The 12,799-nt window shown below is 66.3% G+C and carries 14 protein-coding genes and 1 pseudogene; 8 read left to right on the top strand and 7 right to left on the bottom strand.

Annotated features, from left to right (window positions below; all coding sequences use genetic code 11):
• The first annotated feature begins 51 nt into the window (after window positions 1–51).
• Both ACFVJ3_RS29680 and ACFVJ3_RS29685 read left to right on the top strand, forming a co-directional pair.
• On the top strand, window positions 52–468 hold the full coding sequence (locus tag ACFVJ3_RS29680; RefSeq protein ID WP_378455465.1) for an acyl-CoA thioesterase: 417 nt from the start codon (window positions 52–54) through the stop codon (window positions 466–468).
• A 44-nt stretch (window positions 469–512) separates the two neighbouring features.
• Window positions 513–944, top strand: a complete 432-nt coding sequence (locus tag ACFVJ3_RS29685; protein WP_378455466.1) for a hypothetical protein — start codon at window positions 513–515, stop codon at window positions 942–944.
• A gap of 10 nt (window positions 945–954) precedes the next feature.
• Here ACFVJ3_RS29685 and ACFVJ3_RS29690 read toward each other — a convergent pair whose 3' ends face one another.
• Entirely contained in the window at window positions 955–1,692 is a 738-nt protein-coding gene (locus tag ACFVJ3_RS29690; RefSeq protein WP_378455467.1) for a pyrimidine reductase family protein, read from the bottom strand.
• The gene (locus ACFVJ3_RS29695; RefSeq protein WP_378455468.1) at window positions 1,692–2,219 is read right to left on the bottom strand and encodes a flavin reductase family protein; all 528 of its coding nucleotides are present in this window, start codon (window positions 2,217–2,219) and stop codon (window positions 1,692–1,694) included. Before ACFVJ3_RS29695 ends, ACFVJ3_RS29690 begins: the two co-directional genes overlap by 1 nt.
• Window positions 2,220–2,455: 236 nt before the next feature.
• On the opposite strand from ACFVJ3_RS29695, the gene ACFVJ3_RS29700 reads away from it, so the two are divergent.
• A complete protein-coding gene (locus tag ACFVJ3_RS29700) occupies window positions 2,456–3,952 on the top strand; it encodes a stealth family protein (RefSeq protein ID WP_378455469.1) in 1,497 nt (498 codons plus the stop codon).
• On the opposite strand, the gene ppk2 is transcribed toward ACFVJ3_RS29700, so the two are convergent.
• A complete protein-coding gene (gene ppk2 / locus ACFVJ3_RS29705; protein WP_378455470.1) occupies window positions 3,953–4,897 on the bottom strand; it encodes a polyphosphate kinase 2 in 945 nt (314 codons plus the stop codon). It lies immediately after the preceding gene.
• Between the two features lie 57 nt (window positions 4,898–4,954).
• On the opposite strand from ppk2, the gene ACFVJ3_RS29710 reads away from it, so the two are divergent.
• Window positions 4,955–5,308, top strand: a complete 354-nt coding sequence (locus tag ACFVJ3_RS29710) for a helix-turn-helix domain-containing protein (protein ID WP_378455471.1) — start codon at window positions 4,955–4,957, stop codon at window positions 5,306–5,308.
• On the opposite strand, the gene ACFVJ3_RS29715 is transcribed toward ACFVJ3_RS29710, so the two are convergent.
• The 3 genes from ACFVJ3_RS29715 to ACFVJ3_RS29725 all read right to left on the bottom strand — a co-directional run bounded on the left by ACFVJ3_RS29715 (window position 5,309) and on the right by ACFVJ3_RS29725 (window position 7,712).
• Entirely contained in the window at window positions 5,309–6,238 is a 930-nt protein-coding gene (locus ACFVJ3_RS29715) for a phosphodiesterase (RefSeq protein ID WP_378455472.1), read from the bottom strand.
• 137 nt (window positions 6,239–6,375) lie between these two features.
• The gene (locus tag ACFVJ3_RS29720) at window positions 6,376–7,248 is read right to left on the bottom strand and encodes a slipin family protein (protein ID WP_378455473.1); all 873 of its coding nucleotides are present in this window, start codon (window positions 7,246–7,248) and stop codon (window positions 6,376–6,378) included.
• Window positions 7,245–7,712: an NfeD family protein gene (locus ACFVJ3_RS29725; protein WP_378455474.1), complete on the bottom strand. Its 468-nt coding sequence runs from the start codon at window positions 7,710–7,712 to the stop codon at window positions 7,245–7,247. The genes ACFVJ3_RS29720 and ACFVJ3_RS29725 overlap by 4 nt, the downstream gene beginning before the upstream one ends.
• A gap of 139 nt (window positions 7,713–7,851) precedes the next feature.
• Between ACFVJ3_RS29725 and ACFVJ3_RS29730 the strand changes: the two genes are divergently transcribed.
• The 4 genes from ACFVJ3_RS29730 (at window position 7,852) to ACFVJ3_RS29745 (ending at window position 11,228) form a co-directional block, all read left to right on the top strand.
• Window positions 7,852–8,661: a HugZ family protein gene (locus tag ACFVJ3_RS29730; protein WP_378455475.1), complete on the top strand. Its 810-nt coding sequence runs from the start codon at window positions 7,852–7,854 to the stop codon at window positions 8,659–8,661.
• Window positions 8,662–8,761: 100 nt separating this feature from the next.
• On the top strand, window positions 8,762–9,034 hold the full coding sequence (locus tag ACFVJ3_RS29735) for a hypothetical protein (RefSeq protein WP_378455476.1): 273 nt from the start codon (window positions 8,762–8,764) through the stop codon (window positions 9,032–9,034).
• Between the two features lie 90 nt (window positions 9,035–9,124).
• Complete coding sequence (locus tag ACFVJ3_RS29740) at window positions 9,125–9,391, top strand: hypothetical protein (protein WP_378455477.1); 267 nt, start codon at window positions 9,125–9,127, stop codon at window positions 9,389–9,391.
• Window positions 9,392–9,611: 220 nt separating this feature from the next.
• Window positions 9,612–11,228, top strand: coding sequence for a GIY-YIG nuclease family protein (locus ACFVJ3_RS29745; protein ID WP_378455478.1), 1,617 nt, complete (start codon window positions 9,612–9,614; stop codon window positions 11,226–11,228).
• Between the two features lie 685 nt (window positions 11,229–11,913).
• On the opposite strand, the pseudogene ACFVJ3_RS29750 reads toward ACFVJ3_RS29745, so the two are convergent.
• A pseudogene (locus ACFVJ3_RS29750) lies at window positions 11,914–11,988 on the bottom strand (tellurium resistance protein); the annotation flags it as partial.
• Window positions 11,989–12,799 lie beyond the last annotated feature (811 nt).

A 12,799-nucleotide genomic window follows, 5' to 3' on the forward strand; every position in this document is an offset into this window, starting at 1 on the left:
TCTGCGCGCCCGGAAAGCAAGTGCGTCCGGACAGCAAGTAATGTCCGATCCATGCCTCGTTACACGATTGCCCTGCGGAACAACGCCCGGCCGGACGCACCGGCGTCGGTGAGCCGCCATGTGCCGTTCTACTGCGCGCACGAGGCGGCGGGCGCGGCGTGGAGCCGGGCGCTCGTCGAGTCGTGCGGTGACCTGCTCGACCCGGTCACCCAGATCGCCGTCGTCAACGTCGTCAGCAACTTCGGGCGCGAACTGTTCACCGGCGACGCGGACGTCGTCGTCACCCTGGACCGGATCGGCACCACCTCGCTGACTTTCCTGATCACCATCCACCAGGACGGCGTGCAGGCCGCGGAGCTGACCGTCGTACTCGTGCACCTCGATTCGAGTCGGGTGAACTCGACGCAATGGTCGGCGGCGCAGATCGCGGCGCTCGAGACGTTGCGGAGCGCTCCGGCCGTCGCCTGACCTCGATCGATCGAAGTTTCAACGACGCCTGATCTGGGCATTTGATGCGTATGAGTATCGAAGACGGGCCCGGTGACACGCTGAGCCCCAGCGAGAGCCTGGACTCCGACGACGTGCGCAACAACGACGGCGATGACGTCGTCGATCCGCCCGACGGGTGGAGTGAGGCCGACAAGTTCGGCACCACGGCGCGCGAGGAGCGGGAGGGTGAGTCCCTCGACGAGAAGTTGTCCGAGGAAGAGCCCGATGTGATGCTCGAGGAGCAGAGCGAGGTGTCGTTGGCGGATCTCCCCGACGACCAGCTGACCGAGGACGTCGACCGGGTCATCGACGACGAGGAGATCGACATTCCGGTGTTCGGAACCAAGCACGCCGACGTGGTCGAAGGCGTCATCGTGCAGGACTCGCGCACCGACCGGGGGCAGATCGACGGGTCGGCGGAGGACGGCGACTCGTTCTTCACCGTCCTGGACTGACGGCAGTGCGTCAGTCGCACTGCGTTTTCCGGCCGTAGCGCAGGTAGAGAAAGTCGTCGTTCGTCAGAGCATGTTCGAGTGAAAGTGTGCGCGGCGCTTGCACTGTCGGACCGGACGATGCGGGCAGTGTTTGCGGACCGGCCAGTCGTGGGGCGAGGGTCAGGCACATCTCGTCGACCAGATCGTGTGTGACGAGATCGTGGAGGAGGGTGGGGCCGCCCTCGCACAGGATTCGGCCGAGCCCGCGCTCCCGCAGAGCGGCGATGAGGGCGGGCATCTCGACGCTGCCGTCACCGGCAACGACGATGTCCGCCGCTTCCCCGAGGGCTGCCCCACGGGCTTCCGCGACTCGTCGTGTGGTGATGACGATCGGCCTGACACGACCGGCGAACAATGGTGAATCGGGCGGCAGATTGCCCGTTCGTGTGACGACGGCGATCGGTGGTGGTGCGTCGAGTCCCCACCGGTCGAGTCGATAACGAGCCTGTTCTTCCGTCAACCGCACCGGTCCGTACGTCTCGGCGCGGACGGTGCCGGCCCCGACCAGCACCACGTCGGCATACGCACGCATCGCGCGCAGGAGTTGGTGATCCACCGGGTCGGACAGGGGTCGGACGCGTCCACCGAAGGCGGCCGCACCGTCCAGGCTGGCAACCATGTTCACCCGCACCCCGTCCGGTGGGTCGCGGTAGAACTGTTCCGCCGGCACCTCGTCGGCACCGCTGCTCAGCTTGCGCATCTGCGGCATCACGCCTCGTGCCCGGGTTCGAGATCGCGCACGTCCGAGAAGGTGACCAGCTGCCCGAGGTCGTCCGGGGCGGATCCGGTCTCCGGGGCGAGGAGGAACGCGACGTGGTCACCCAGTTCGAGTCGTTCGAGGATTCGGCCGCTGAACCACGCCGGTGAATCGTCCAGGATCGGCAGCCCGTGGGGGCCGGGATGCCAGTCGCATCGGGCGAACTTGTCGATCTCGTCCCCGGTCTGCTCGCCGAAGAGCGTCGCGAGAGCGACGTGGTCACGGGTGAGAAGGTGAACCGCCAAACGCTCCGCGTGCGAGGCGACCGAGAAGGTGTGATTCTTGTTGGACAGTCCGACCAGGAAGCGCGGCGGGTTGATGCTGACCTGCGACGCGAACCCGACGAGGCACCCCGACATCTCGTCGTCCGACCGCGTGGTCACCACGAACATCGGATAGTTCAGGAGCGCGACGACGTCCTCGAAAGCCTGACAGGTATCCCGTTTCGGTGCATCGATGTCCCCGGTGCTCTCGGCCATCTGTCCTTCCTAACAGATTCTGGCCGGGAACCGTCCGACGTGGGACTTCGCGTCGGACGCTTCCTCGCAGCGGTAGCCGCACCGGAGCGCCTAGACTGGGCACGATCGCACTCGCGACAACCACCGAAAGGCCCGACATTACGCAATCCTCCGCTCCGCATGACGTCTACTTCGTACCCCCGGAGCAGGAGACCGCGGACGCCGTCGCCCACGCCTCCGCCGCTGCGGCGTCGAGATTGCGCGACCGCTCCGACGTGGTCCGGTTCAAGGGCCGCTTCGCGCTGCCGATCACGCACACCACGCCGCACGAGGCGATGGTCGAGGACCTGCTGTTCGTCCGCGACGTCCTCGACGGCGCCGGGGTCGAGTATCTGCTGGTGCGGGGCAACGACGAACGCCCGGTCATCGCGGTCAACTGGGCGCAGCGCAAGGCGTTGCGCGGCGCCCTGGTCGCCGCGTGTGAGGATCGTCCGTTCTATTCCAAGACCGTCGACGCCAAGGGGCCGGCGGTCCTGGTCTCCGACGGCAGCCTGTCCGCGACGTCGAAGGCCCGCATCTTCCGGCTGTTCCGTCCGCGCGTGCACCTGGCGAGCGGCCTGAGTTATGGGGCGTCGACGGGGGTGCAGATCGAGCTGTGGTCCATCAGCGACGACGAGATCGTGCTGCCGATGGAGAACTCGCTGACCCGCCGGGTGGTGCGCTCGGAGGAGGCTGTCCGCGGCACCGTCGAGCGGTTCGGACGGGTGTGGCCCACCATCGAGAACATGTTCGCCGACCACGCGTCGGACATCAATTTCGACGTCGACCTGGTGTTCTCCTGGGTGGACGGATCGTCCGCGGAGTTCCAGGCGCAGCGCGCCAAGCGGATGCAGAACTACGTCGTCGGCGAGGGTGACGACTCCGCCGCCCGGTTCCGGCAGATCGACGAACTCAAGTACGCCCTCCGCTCGGTGCACATGTATGCGCCGTGGATCCGACGCATCTTCGTCGCCACCGACTCCGACCGTCCCGCGTGGCTCGCCGACGACCCGCGGGTCACGTTCATGCCGAGCGAGGAGTTCTTCGCCGACCCGTCGGTGCTGCCCACCCACAACTCGCAGGCCGTCGAGAGCCAGCTGCACCACATCCCCGGCCTCGCCGAACATTTCCTGTACTCCAACGACGACATGTTCTTCGGTCGCTCGGTGGGTCCGCAGATGTTCTTCTCCCCCGGCGGGATCACCATGTTCATCGAGGCGACCACCCGAATCGGGTTGGGCCACAACGACGACGAGCGCAGCGGCTTCGAGAATGCGGCCCGCGTGAACCGCCGGCTCCTGCAGGACCGCTTCGGGCTGATGACCACCCGGCACCTCGAACACGCCGCCACCCCGCTCCGCAAGAGCGTGATGGAGGAGATGGAGAAGGAGTTCCCCGACGAGTTCGCCGCCACGGCCGCAAGCACTTTCCGCGCCAGCTCCAACATCTCGGTGACGAACTCGCTGTATCACTACTACGCGTTGATGAGTGGTCGCGCAGTGGTGCAGACGGCGGCGCGGGTGAAGTACGTCGACACCACCATGAAGTCGGGGCTCCGCGACATGGACTCGCTGCTCGCGAAGCGGTCGATGGACTTCTTCTGCCTCAACGACGGCAGCGCACCCGAGATCGACCTGGAGTTGCGGACCAAAAAGGTGACGCAGTTCCTGGAGAACTACTTCCCGATCCCGGCACCGTGGGAGACCGGGCTCTGATCAGATGGCGGGGAACGAATCGGCGGGGCGCTCGCCCTCGTCGTAGACCGTTGCGGGAGAACCGATGAGGAGAGAGTCAGGCTTGCCGACGACGCGATCGTCCTTGCCGGTGTAGTCGAACCGGTCGAGGATCCAGCGAATCGCCTCGAGGCGGGCCCGCTTCTTGTCGTTCGATTTCACGACCGTCCACGGCGCGTGCGGGGTGTCGGTGTAGAACAGCATGGCCTCTTTGGCCTCGGTGTAGGCATCCCACTTGTCGAGGCTCGCGAGGTCGGTGGGTGAGAGCTTCCACTGCTTGACGGGGTCGGTGCTGCGGGAGACGAACCGGGCGTGCTGCTCCTCCCGGCCCACCGAGAACCAGAACTTCACGATGTGGATGCCCGACTGCACGAGCATCCGCTCGAACTCCGGCGCAGACCGGGTGAACTCCAGGTACTCGTTGGGGGTGCAGTAGCCCATGACGCGTTCGACGCCGGCCCGGTTGTACCAGGAGCGGTCCATCATCACGATCTCCCCGCCCGCCGGCAGGTGCTGCACGTACCGCTGGAAGTACCACTGGGTGCGTTCGCGTTCGGTGGGCTTCTCCAGCGCCACCACCCGCGCGCCACGAGGGTTGAGGTGTTCGGTGAACCGCTTGATGGCGCCACCCTTGCCGGCCGCGTCCCGGCCCTCGAAGATGATGACCATCTTCTCGCCGTGCTCCTTGACCCACGCCTGGAACTTGAGCAGTTCGATCTGCAGCTTCCGCTTCCGGTTCTCGTACTGCCGGCGCGTCATCTTCGTGTCGTACGGGTATCCGTGCCGCCAGGGCTCGTCCTCGTCGTCGACCGCGTGTTTACGGCCGGACTTGCGCAGCAGCTCACCGATCTCGTCGATCTCCGGCGTCACGTCGATCTGGTCGGCACGCGCGAGTTCGAAGGCGTCAGGGTCGTGCAACTCGTCCATCTGAAAATGCTACCGCTCCGAGGCGTCGCCCGTCCGGGCTCATGAGATCGTGGACCCATGAGCATCGACCACATCGTTTCCGCGCTCGGCCCGAAGGTCGCCGCCGAACTCGGGACCGCCCTCGCTGCGTCTCCGGTCGTCACGCTCGACGGAATGGTGCTGCCCGACCCGGCGCGCGACGCCGTGATCGAACTGCTCACGCTCCTCGCGAATGGTCAGAGTGTGGCACTGGGCGCGGTGGCGGACCTGCTCACCACGTCGCAGGCCGCGGAGATCCTCGGCGTCTCCGACACCTATGTGCGCCGGCTCGCCGACACGAACGCACTGCCCCTCGAGATGCGCGGCACCCACCGCCGGTTCCGGCTCTCCGACGTCATGGCGTACCGGGAGAAGTTCCCGCGCAGGGGCTGATCACACCCGGACGGGCTTCACGGCCCGCTCCCCGGTGTCCGGGATCCGCACGCCCTCGGCCGCGAGCCGCTGCTCGGTTTCCTCGGCGGTGACGTATTCGCCGACGGTGTCGTAGCTGCCCATCGGGACCACCGAATGCACGATCGTCTCCGGGTACACGTGCACGAGGTTGTAGCCCTGGGCGCCGTCGCGTCCACGCAGCGCTCCGGCCGGGACGTTGAGGTCCTGGGTGTAGCAGGTGGCCGACGCGACGGAGACGGGGATGCCCGCGAACGTCGCCGTCGTCGAGTAGTGCAGATGTCCCGCGAGGATCGACCGGACGTCGCTGCCGCGGAGCACGTCGGCGAGGCGCGGCTGATCACGCAGTTCCACCAGCACCGCCAGGTCGAGCACGCACGGCACCGGCGGATGATGCAGCGCCAGGATCGTCCCGTGGGGTGCCGGAACCGCGAGCTGCTGTGCCAGCCAGATCAATTGGCTCTCGGAGATCTCCCCGTGGTGATGTCCGGGGACTGTCGTGTCGAGGGTGACGATGCGCAGCCCGTCGACGTCGTAGACGTGATCGATCGGCTCGTACGACGGTTCCTGCCCGAGCAGTTCCGTCCTGAAGTGGCCGCGGTCGTCGTGGTTGCCCATCGCCCAGATCACCTGCGCACCGAGCGACGCCGCGACCGGTTCGACGATCGCCCGCAGCTTCTCGTAGGCCCCCGGCTGACCCCGGTCGGTGAGGTCGCCGGTGAACACCAGCGCGTCCGGGCGGGCGTGCGACGACTCGATCTCGGTGAAGATCTGCCGCAGGGTGGCCTCGCTGTCGACGGCCCCGTACAGCAGGTCGTCGTCGACGAGATGGGTGTCGCTGAGGTGCAGCACGAAATGCGACGGTCGCGGATACTCGGCCGTCCGTATGTCGGCTGCCTCTGTGCCGCTCATCGGTCTCTCGCTTCCGCTCGCCCCGACGGGGGCAGGTGCCCGGGTGGACGCCACTGTGTGTCCACCCTAGCCAAGCGCACTCCGGTCACCTCCCGGGGCACGCGCGGTGGCCGGAGGGTGAACGGTGGGGCACGACGTCAGTTTCGTGCGTGGTGCGGTGCGCGCGCCTCCGGGCCGGCGGGCGGGATCATCGCGGCGAGGTTGGCCTGGGCCTCGAACCGGGCGCGCTCGTCGCCGTCGTCCGTCGCTGCCGAGTCCTTGGCCGCGGTGAGGAACGGGCGGACCAGGTCGAGCGGCATCGGGAAGACGACGGTGGAGTTGTTCTCGCCGCCCATGGCGCTCAGGGTCTGCAGGTAACGCAGCTGCAGGGTGGTCGGGTTGCGGCTGATGACGTCAGCGGCCTCGGCGAGTTTCGCGGAGGCCTGGAACTCGGCTTCGGCGTTGATGATCTTGGCGCGACGCTCCCGCTCGGCCTCGGCCTGCCGGGCGATGGCCCGTTGCATGTTGGCGGGGATCTCGACGTCCTTGATCTCGACGGTGGTGACCTTCACGCCCCACGGTTCGGTCTGCTGATCGATGACCTTCTGCAGGTCCTCGTTGAGGCGTTCCCGCTCGCCGAGGAGTGAGTCGAGGTCGGCCTTGCCGAGGATCGAGCGCAGGGTCGTCTGGGCGATCTGCAGGGTGGCGGCCAGGAAGTCCTCGACCTCGACGATCGCCCGGTCGGCGTCGACCACCCGGAAGTAGGCGACGGCGGTGACCTTGGCCGGCACGTTGTCGTGGGTGATCACTTCCTGGACGGGGATCTTCAAGGTCACCGTCCGCAGGCTGACCCGTTCCATCCGGTCGATCGCCGGGATCAGCAGCACCAGCCCCGGCCCCTTCAGATCGACCAGCCGGCCCAGCCGGAACACGACGGCCCGCTCGTACTCACGCAGCACCCGGATCGAGCTGCTCGCCAGGACGGCGAGGAGGGTGATGACGACGCACAGGATGACGATGATGGTGGTCATAACGGCAGCTCCCAAGGTTCGCGGCGGCGCACGGTGAGGGTGAGTCCGCGGATCTGCTCGACGACGACGCAATCGCCCGCGGTCGGCGTCTCGTCGTCCCCGAACAGGGTCTGCGCCTTCCACAGGCTTCCGGCGGCCTCGACCTGACCTTGCCGTCCTTTCCAGTTGCGGACGGTGGCGTCGGATCCGATGAGGGATTGCATTCCGGTGCGCACGGGCGCGTGCCCGGCGGCGAGCGCCTTCCGGCCGCCGACCACGGCGAGACCCACACCGACCACCGCGACTCCCGCGGCTGCGGGGATGGCGATCATCTGCGCGGTGTCGCTGGACGTGAACAGCAGCCACACCCCGGCCCCGACGAACAGTGCCCCGAGCCCGCCGAGCACACCCGCGGTCGGTGCGTGTGCCTCGACGACGATCAACAGCACACCCAGCACCAGCGCCAGCACGCCCAACGCGGTCATCTCGCATCACCCACGATCACACTTCGCGAGGACCCGGTCGCACTCGCATAGCCACTCGGCGATCGAGCCCTCAGTTCAACGGTAAGCGCAGGTCGACGGCAATGCCACCGGCAATTTCCGGCGGGGTACCGTTCAACGAATGACGAACGTAGATCACGGAGATCCCGGTGATGCCCCAACCGTGCCGCCGCCGTTGGAGGAGGTCGCCAACCCGGCCCGCCCGTCCGCTGCAGAGGAGGCCCGGACGGTCGCGGCCACGACCAATGTGGGCACCCTCGCGACCTTGACCAGGGACGGCGACCCGTGGGCGTCGTTCGTCACCTACGGTCTGCTCGACGGCTCCCCCGTGCTGTGTGTGTCGCAGATGGCGGAGCACGGCCGCAACCTCGCGCACGATCCCCGCGCCAGCATCGCGATCGTCGCACCGAACCCGCCCGCCGATCCGCTGGCCAGCACCCGCATCACCCTCGCCGGGTACGTCTACCGCCCGGAAGGCGACGAACTCGCCGCCGCGCGCGAGGCACACCTGGCGGCCATTCCGGCGGCACACGTCTACATCGACTTCAGCGACTTCTCGCTCTGGGTCCTGCGGGTGCAGCGTGTGCGGTGGGTCGGCGGATACGGCCGAATGGACTCGGCGAGCGAAGAGTCCTACGCCGCCGCGACAGCAGACCCCGTCACCCCGCATGCCGGCCCGGCGATCGAGCACCTCAACGCCGACCACGCGGACGCCCTGCGCGCGATGGCCCAAGCGCTGGGCGGCTTCCCCGACGCGAAAACGGTCACCTGCGAGGGAGCCGATCGCTACGGACTGGACCTGCGCGTCACCACGCCCCGCGGCGTGGCCGTGACCCGGGTCGGATACGCAGAGCCACTCGACTCCGTCGACCAGTTGCGCGCGGCGACAGTCGCTTTGACCGATCAGGCCCGGGCGCTCACCGGTCGGTGAGCACGTGACCGCGGCGACCGGGCTGCACGGTCCGGTCGCGGCGGGGCCCTTCCCGGGTGGTGATCAGGTTCCCTCCTGGGGTTAATACCGCCGATGGCGCGTGCCCGGCATGCTTCTTGTTGTCAGCAAAACCCTCTCTCAACAAGGAGATTCAGATGTCGACACCTTCAAGCTCACGGTGGCCGCTCTCGCCATCTCGGGTTTCGCCCTCGCCGCCGGGTCGGGCGTCGCCTCCGCCGGCCCCGGAGGTCCCGGTGGGTGGTTCAACTCAAATGTCGGCGGCGCTCAGATCGGCAACGGAAACAGCCAGGGCTCCCAGAATGCGGGCAACGGCGGCAACAGCAGCTTTTGCTTCAACGGCGTTTTCTGCTGATCGCACGCGAGGGGCCGGCCTGTGGTTGCCCACCAATGCCGGCCCTTCGCTGCGACTTCCCCGCTGAACCCATCCCCGAAAGGCCTCCTGATGTCCACTTACACCACGCTCATGAATCGCACCGCCACCACGTTCCTCGCCGCAGCGTTCGTTTTCGCCGCGGGTGCCGGCATCGCGTCCGCGCAGTCGAATGGCGGTAGCGCCATCGCTCCCGACCCCAGCTTCTCCGCGAACATCGGCGGCGCGGCCGTCGGCCCCCTCTCGGTCCCCGGTGTGCAGGCCGGACCGAGCGGCGTCGACGTCGGCGGATTGCGCGTCCCCACCCCGACCCCCTTCGGGCCGAACTCGCCCGGGTGAGCGGGCGAGCTTCCCGCTCGCCGCATTACCCGACTGGGTGACCACGTAGCGGACCACGTGGTCACCCGCCTGTGTGCAGCGCGCGGACCGACCACAAGATCAACTGACGGAGACAGCCCTCGCGGTGAGTTGCACCGTCCAGCATCGCCCCGACTGACGCGGAGAAATTGCATCGATCAGCCGACAGATCCGTCTCCGCCATGGCTCTAATGTTTTCGGCATGAGCAACACGGATGCGGCAGCGGCCTGGGCAGACAAGCGTGGGTTCCTTCCCGAGGTTCCCTTCGGCGACGTCCGGTCGACGGCATTACCGGCGAACGGTCCCCGTCAGAGCGGCTACTACCTCCTCCGCTTCGACAACGACACGTACTACGTCGGCGAATCCGTCGACCTTCGCTCACGCATGGGAGGTCATGCGGCCAAGTGGGGGTCGGAGATCGCCTCAGTACGCCTCCTCCCGGAGACGGCATCCAAGCAGGAGCTCAAGAAGTACGAGCGATTCCTCACGCACGAACTCGAGAGCAAGAAAGTCCGGCTTCGCAACGTTCTCAACGCCAGCACCACAGCGGGACGCGATGCCCTCGACGAGTTGCTGTCCGACGAGGAACAGGCCCGCTGGATTCTGAACCCTGGTGAGTACAACGGTGGGGATCAGACTCCGTTGAAGGCAATCCCCGAGCAGGAGATTCGTTACTCGACAGCTGCTCGGCGCTACACGGACGCACCACATTCGACGGCGGTCACCGGGGTATTGCGAACGTACCTGGAGTCGTGCGTACCCGTCCCTCGCGCAACCGAATTCCAGTACTGGGGTGTCAGTGCGGGAACGTTCGCGGGCACGCACTCGCCCCGTCGGTTCTGCGTCAATGTCGGGAAAATGGAAACCTTCGTTGTCCACGAAGACAAGCGGGTTCCCGGCGAACTCTTCGGGTTCGTCAATGTTCGTGAAAGCGTGTTGTTCCCGAACACGCGAGCCAGGTGGGGGCTCCGGCGGCGTCACCCCAAGTTAAGCATCAGGACGGTCCGCTACGACGATGCGGGTAGCGACATGGTGCGATTGCAGATCCGCGGACTCACAGAGCTGGAACAACTCCTCGCGGATCCACAGGTCACTGCCGCCGCGGCGAGGTTGGTGTTGGATGTTATGCGCAAGCACTTTTGCGTTTACACCAGGTATCACTGCCCGCAGGTCGTACAACTCGTCTATCCCGAGTACCCCCGCCCCGCCACTCCCGCAGCGTCCGATACGCCTTCAGTCCACACCTCACCCGTAAGGCCTCACGAACTGCCCACGAATGACGGGGCGGAGATCGCCCAGGAGAGCGCGTCGCACACGGAGTCCGGCGACGTCGCTCAGCTCGGTGACGACGAGTGCTACTGGATCGTGGGATGCGGCAGCAAGCGGTCGGGCCGCAACCAGGTGAAGGACTTTCTGGCGTCCGGCGAGTGGCGGATGGATCCCGATCCTCGGTACGAGCCCAAGGTCGTCGACATGCGGGTGGGCGAACGAATCGTCGTGCGGACGCGGAAGAACGTGACGGACGACGTGCCGTTCGACCGCCGAGACAATTCAGTGTCGGTGATGGACTTCCATCTTCGCGGTGTCGTCACCGGCAACCCTGGCGATGGTTACTCGGTCGCCGTGGATTGGGAAGACGCGGCTCCCACGCCGAGGCGGTACTACTTGTACACCAGCCAGGACACGGTGTGGCCGGTCGGCCGCAACGTGCGACCCGAGTGGGACGACCTCATCGCCTTCGCGTTCGACGATCAAGGCCAGGACATCGACTACTTCCGCAACCTGCCGTTCTGGGCGCCGCGCTTCGGGGACAGGTGACACATTGGCGGCCTTTGTGGGCACAAGTAATGCGGTACAACATCGCTTACTCACCTGGCGAATGCCGGGAGGCCGATGGCGGAATGCTCGCCAGAGCCTCCCACATCGAACGGTACGGGGACCGGCGCTCTCATCTCTTCTTTGGTGGCTAAGTAATGAAGTGCGTGAAACTGGAGGGACGGATTAGATGGAGTCGTCCGCTTCATTCATTCGGCGTGGAACGACGTCCGGTGTCGACAATGCGATGGCAGCCAGCGTCTCTCGCCTTCGCCATCACCCAGCGTATGGAATCGGCGAAGGCCCTAGCCACCGCCACATGATATTGCGCAGCAATTAATGGTTCTTCGGGGACGGAGGCCGCGCCGTCGGTCAGCCTGGCGAGGTCGGGTGAGGGACAAGGTGCGATCCGAGTTGACCTCGACTGGTCGAGGCGCAACATCCCAACCGAAGAAGGGCGGCTTCGCCAGGATGACCGACGGCCCCGCGGGCGTCGCCAACGGCATCGACCTAACCCTCGGCCGCCTCTACGAGCTCGCCGGCGGGTCCAAGAGTGTATTCCAGGAACTCGGCAACACTTTCGGATCGGCGCACGCCCCGCCGTTCAACAATCCCGATGCCGCCGACTACACCGGCACCGTGACCGGCCGCGAAAACATGCACATCCGCCTCGACCAACCGAGAGGTTTCCGCTGGTGGGGTAGAGGGCGACGACACCGTCCACTGCTGCCCAATTGGGTGCGCCGTGGTAGATCACCGCGAAAGACGAAGATGTTCACCAGAAGTATAGGTTCGATTGGACTCATCGAACAGCCCATGTGCGCCGTCGCGATGTCGGAGAACACCGGACAGGGCATCACCCTCAACCGCGAAGGCCAAGTCCCGTGAGGTGGTGTTCGAAGTGGCGCGTGACTCCTCGTGGGTGGTTATGCGGTCAGTTCTGCCGGTGTCAACTCCTGCTCGGTTCTGTGGTGGCGCTGTTGTCGCCGCGGGAGGCGGCTCCCAGAGCGTTCGCCGAAGCCGGCGTCGCACAAGCTGTCGGCCCGGGCGCTGCGCGCTTGTTCTCGCAAAGACCATCGGTGCCGTGATGCCGCTCGACGGCGCCAACGGGTCGGTGGGCAGACTGGTCCCAGGGCGACACACGGCGTCGCTCCTTTGCATTCCTCGTAACATCCGCGTTCGCCGCGTCCGACGCAGTCCGGAATCCGCCTATGGGGAGGTGCAGATGAGTGTGGACAACTTTTTTGTCCACAGGACCGCTAACCTCTCGCGTGCTCTCGAGCCAGCCACGTAGAGCACGCGCCGCAACTTGCGCAGTTCAAGTTCGAGGTCCGCGCCATTGAGCTTGTTGACGTAATGCGGCGGGAAGGTTGCGACAGACCAACGCCGATCAACGTCAGGTCCAGTGGCACTTCACCACCGACGACGCCCGCATCAAGCTCCGCCATCTATATCCCAATACTTAGCCGCGACAGTGTACTAGGGCGTGTCTCCCAATGATTTGGGGTGTCGTGCGGCAACATGTTTGCTGTGACAGAGGTGATGGATCGATATCAGGTGTTGACCGAGAAGCA

Source organism: Rhodococcus sp. NPDC127593 (genome assembly GCF_042671975.1).
Taxonomy (GTDB): domain Bacteria; phylum Actinomycetota; class Actinomycetes; order Mycobacteriales; family Mycobacteriaceae; genus Rhodococcus_F.

Excerpts from the sequence above, each read along its gene's own strand:
- ACFVJ3_RS29680 (WP_378455465.1), top strand. The coding sequence starts at position 52 with ATGCCTCGTTACACGATTGCCCTGCGGAACAACGCCCGGCCGGACGCA.
- ACFVJ3_RS29685 (WP_378455466.1), top strand. The coding sequence starts at position 513 with ATGCGTATGAGTATCGAAGACGGGCCCGGTGACACGCTGAGCCCCAGC.
- ACFVJ3_RS29690 (WP_378455467.1), bottom strand. The coding sequence starts at position 1,692 with ATGCCGCAGATGCGCAAGCTGAGCAGCGGTGCCGACGAGGTGCCGGCG.
- ACFVJ3_RS29695 (WP_378455468.1), bottom strand. The coding sequence starts at position 2,219 with ATGGCCGAGAGCACCGGGGACATCGATGCACCGAAACGGGATACCTGT.
- ppk2 (WP_378455470.1), bottom strand. The coding sequence starts at position 4,897 with ATGGACGAGTTGCACGACCCTGACGCCTTCGAACTCGCGCGTGCCGAC.
- ACFVJ3_RS29710 (WP_378455471.1), top strand. The coding sequence starts at position 4,955 with ATGAGCATCGACCACATCGTTTCCGCGCTCGGCCCGAAGGTCGCCGCC.
- ACFVJ3_RS29715 (WP_378455472.1), bottom strand. The coding sequence starts at position 6,238 with ATGAGCGGCACAGAGGCAGCCGACATACGGACGGCCGAGTATCCGCGA.
- ACFVJ3_RS29720 (WP_378455473.1), bottom strand. The coding sequence starts at position 7,248 with ATGACCACCATCATCGTCATCCTGTGCGTCGTCATCACCCTCCTCGCC.
- ACFVJ3_RS29725 (WP_378455474.1), bottom strand. The coding sequence starts at position 7,712 with ATGACCGCGTTGGGCGTGCTGGCGCTGGTGCTGGGTGTGCTGTTGATC.
- ACFVJ3_RS29730 (WP_378455475.1), top strand. The coding sequence starts at position 7,852 with ATGACGAACGTAGATCACGGAGATCCCGGTGATGCCCCAACCGTGCCG.
- ACFVJ3_RS29740 (WP_378455477.1), top strand. The coding sequence starts at position 9,125 with ATGTCCACTTACACCACGCTCATGAATCGCACCGCCACCACGTTCCTC.
- ACFVJ3_RS29745 (WP_378455478.1), top strand. The coding sequence starts at position 9,612 with ATGAGCAACACGGATGCGGCAGCGGCCTGGGCAGACAAGCGTGGGTTC.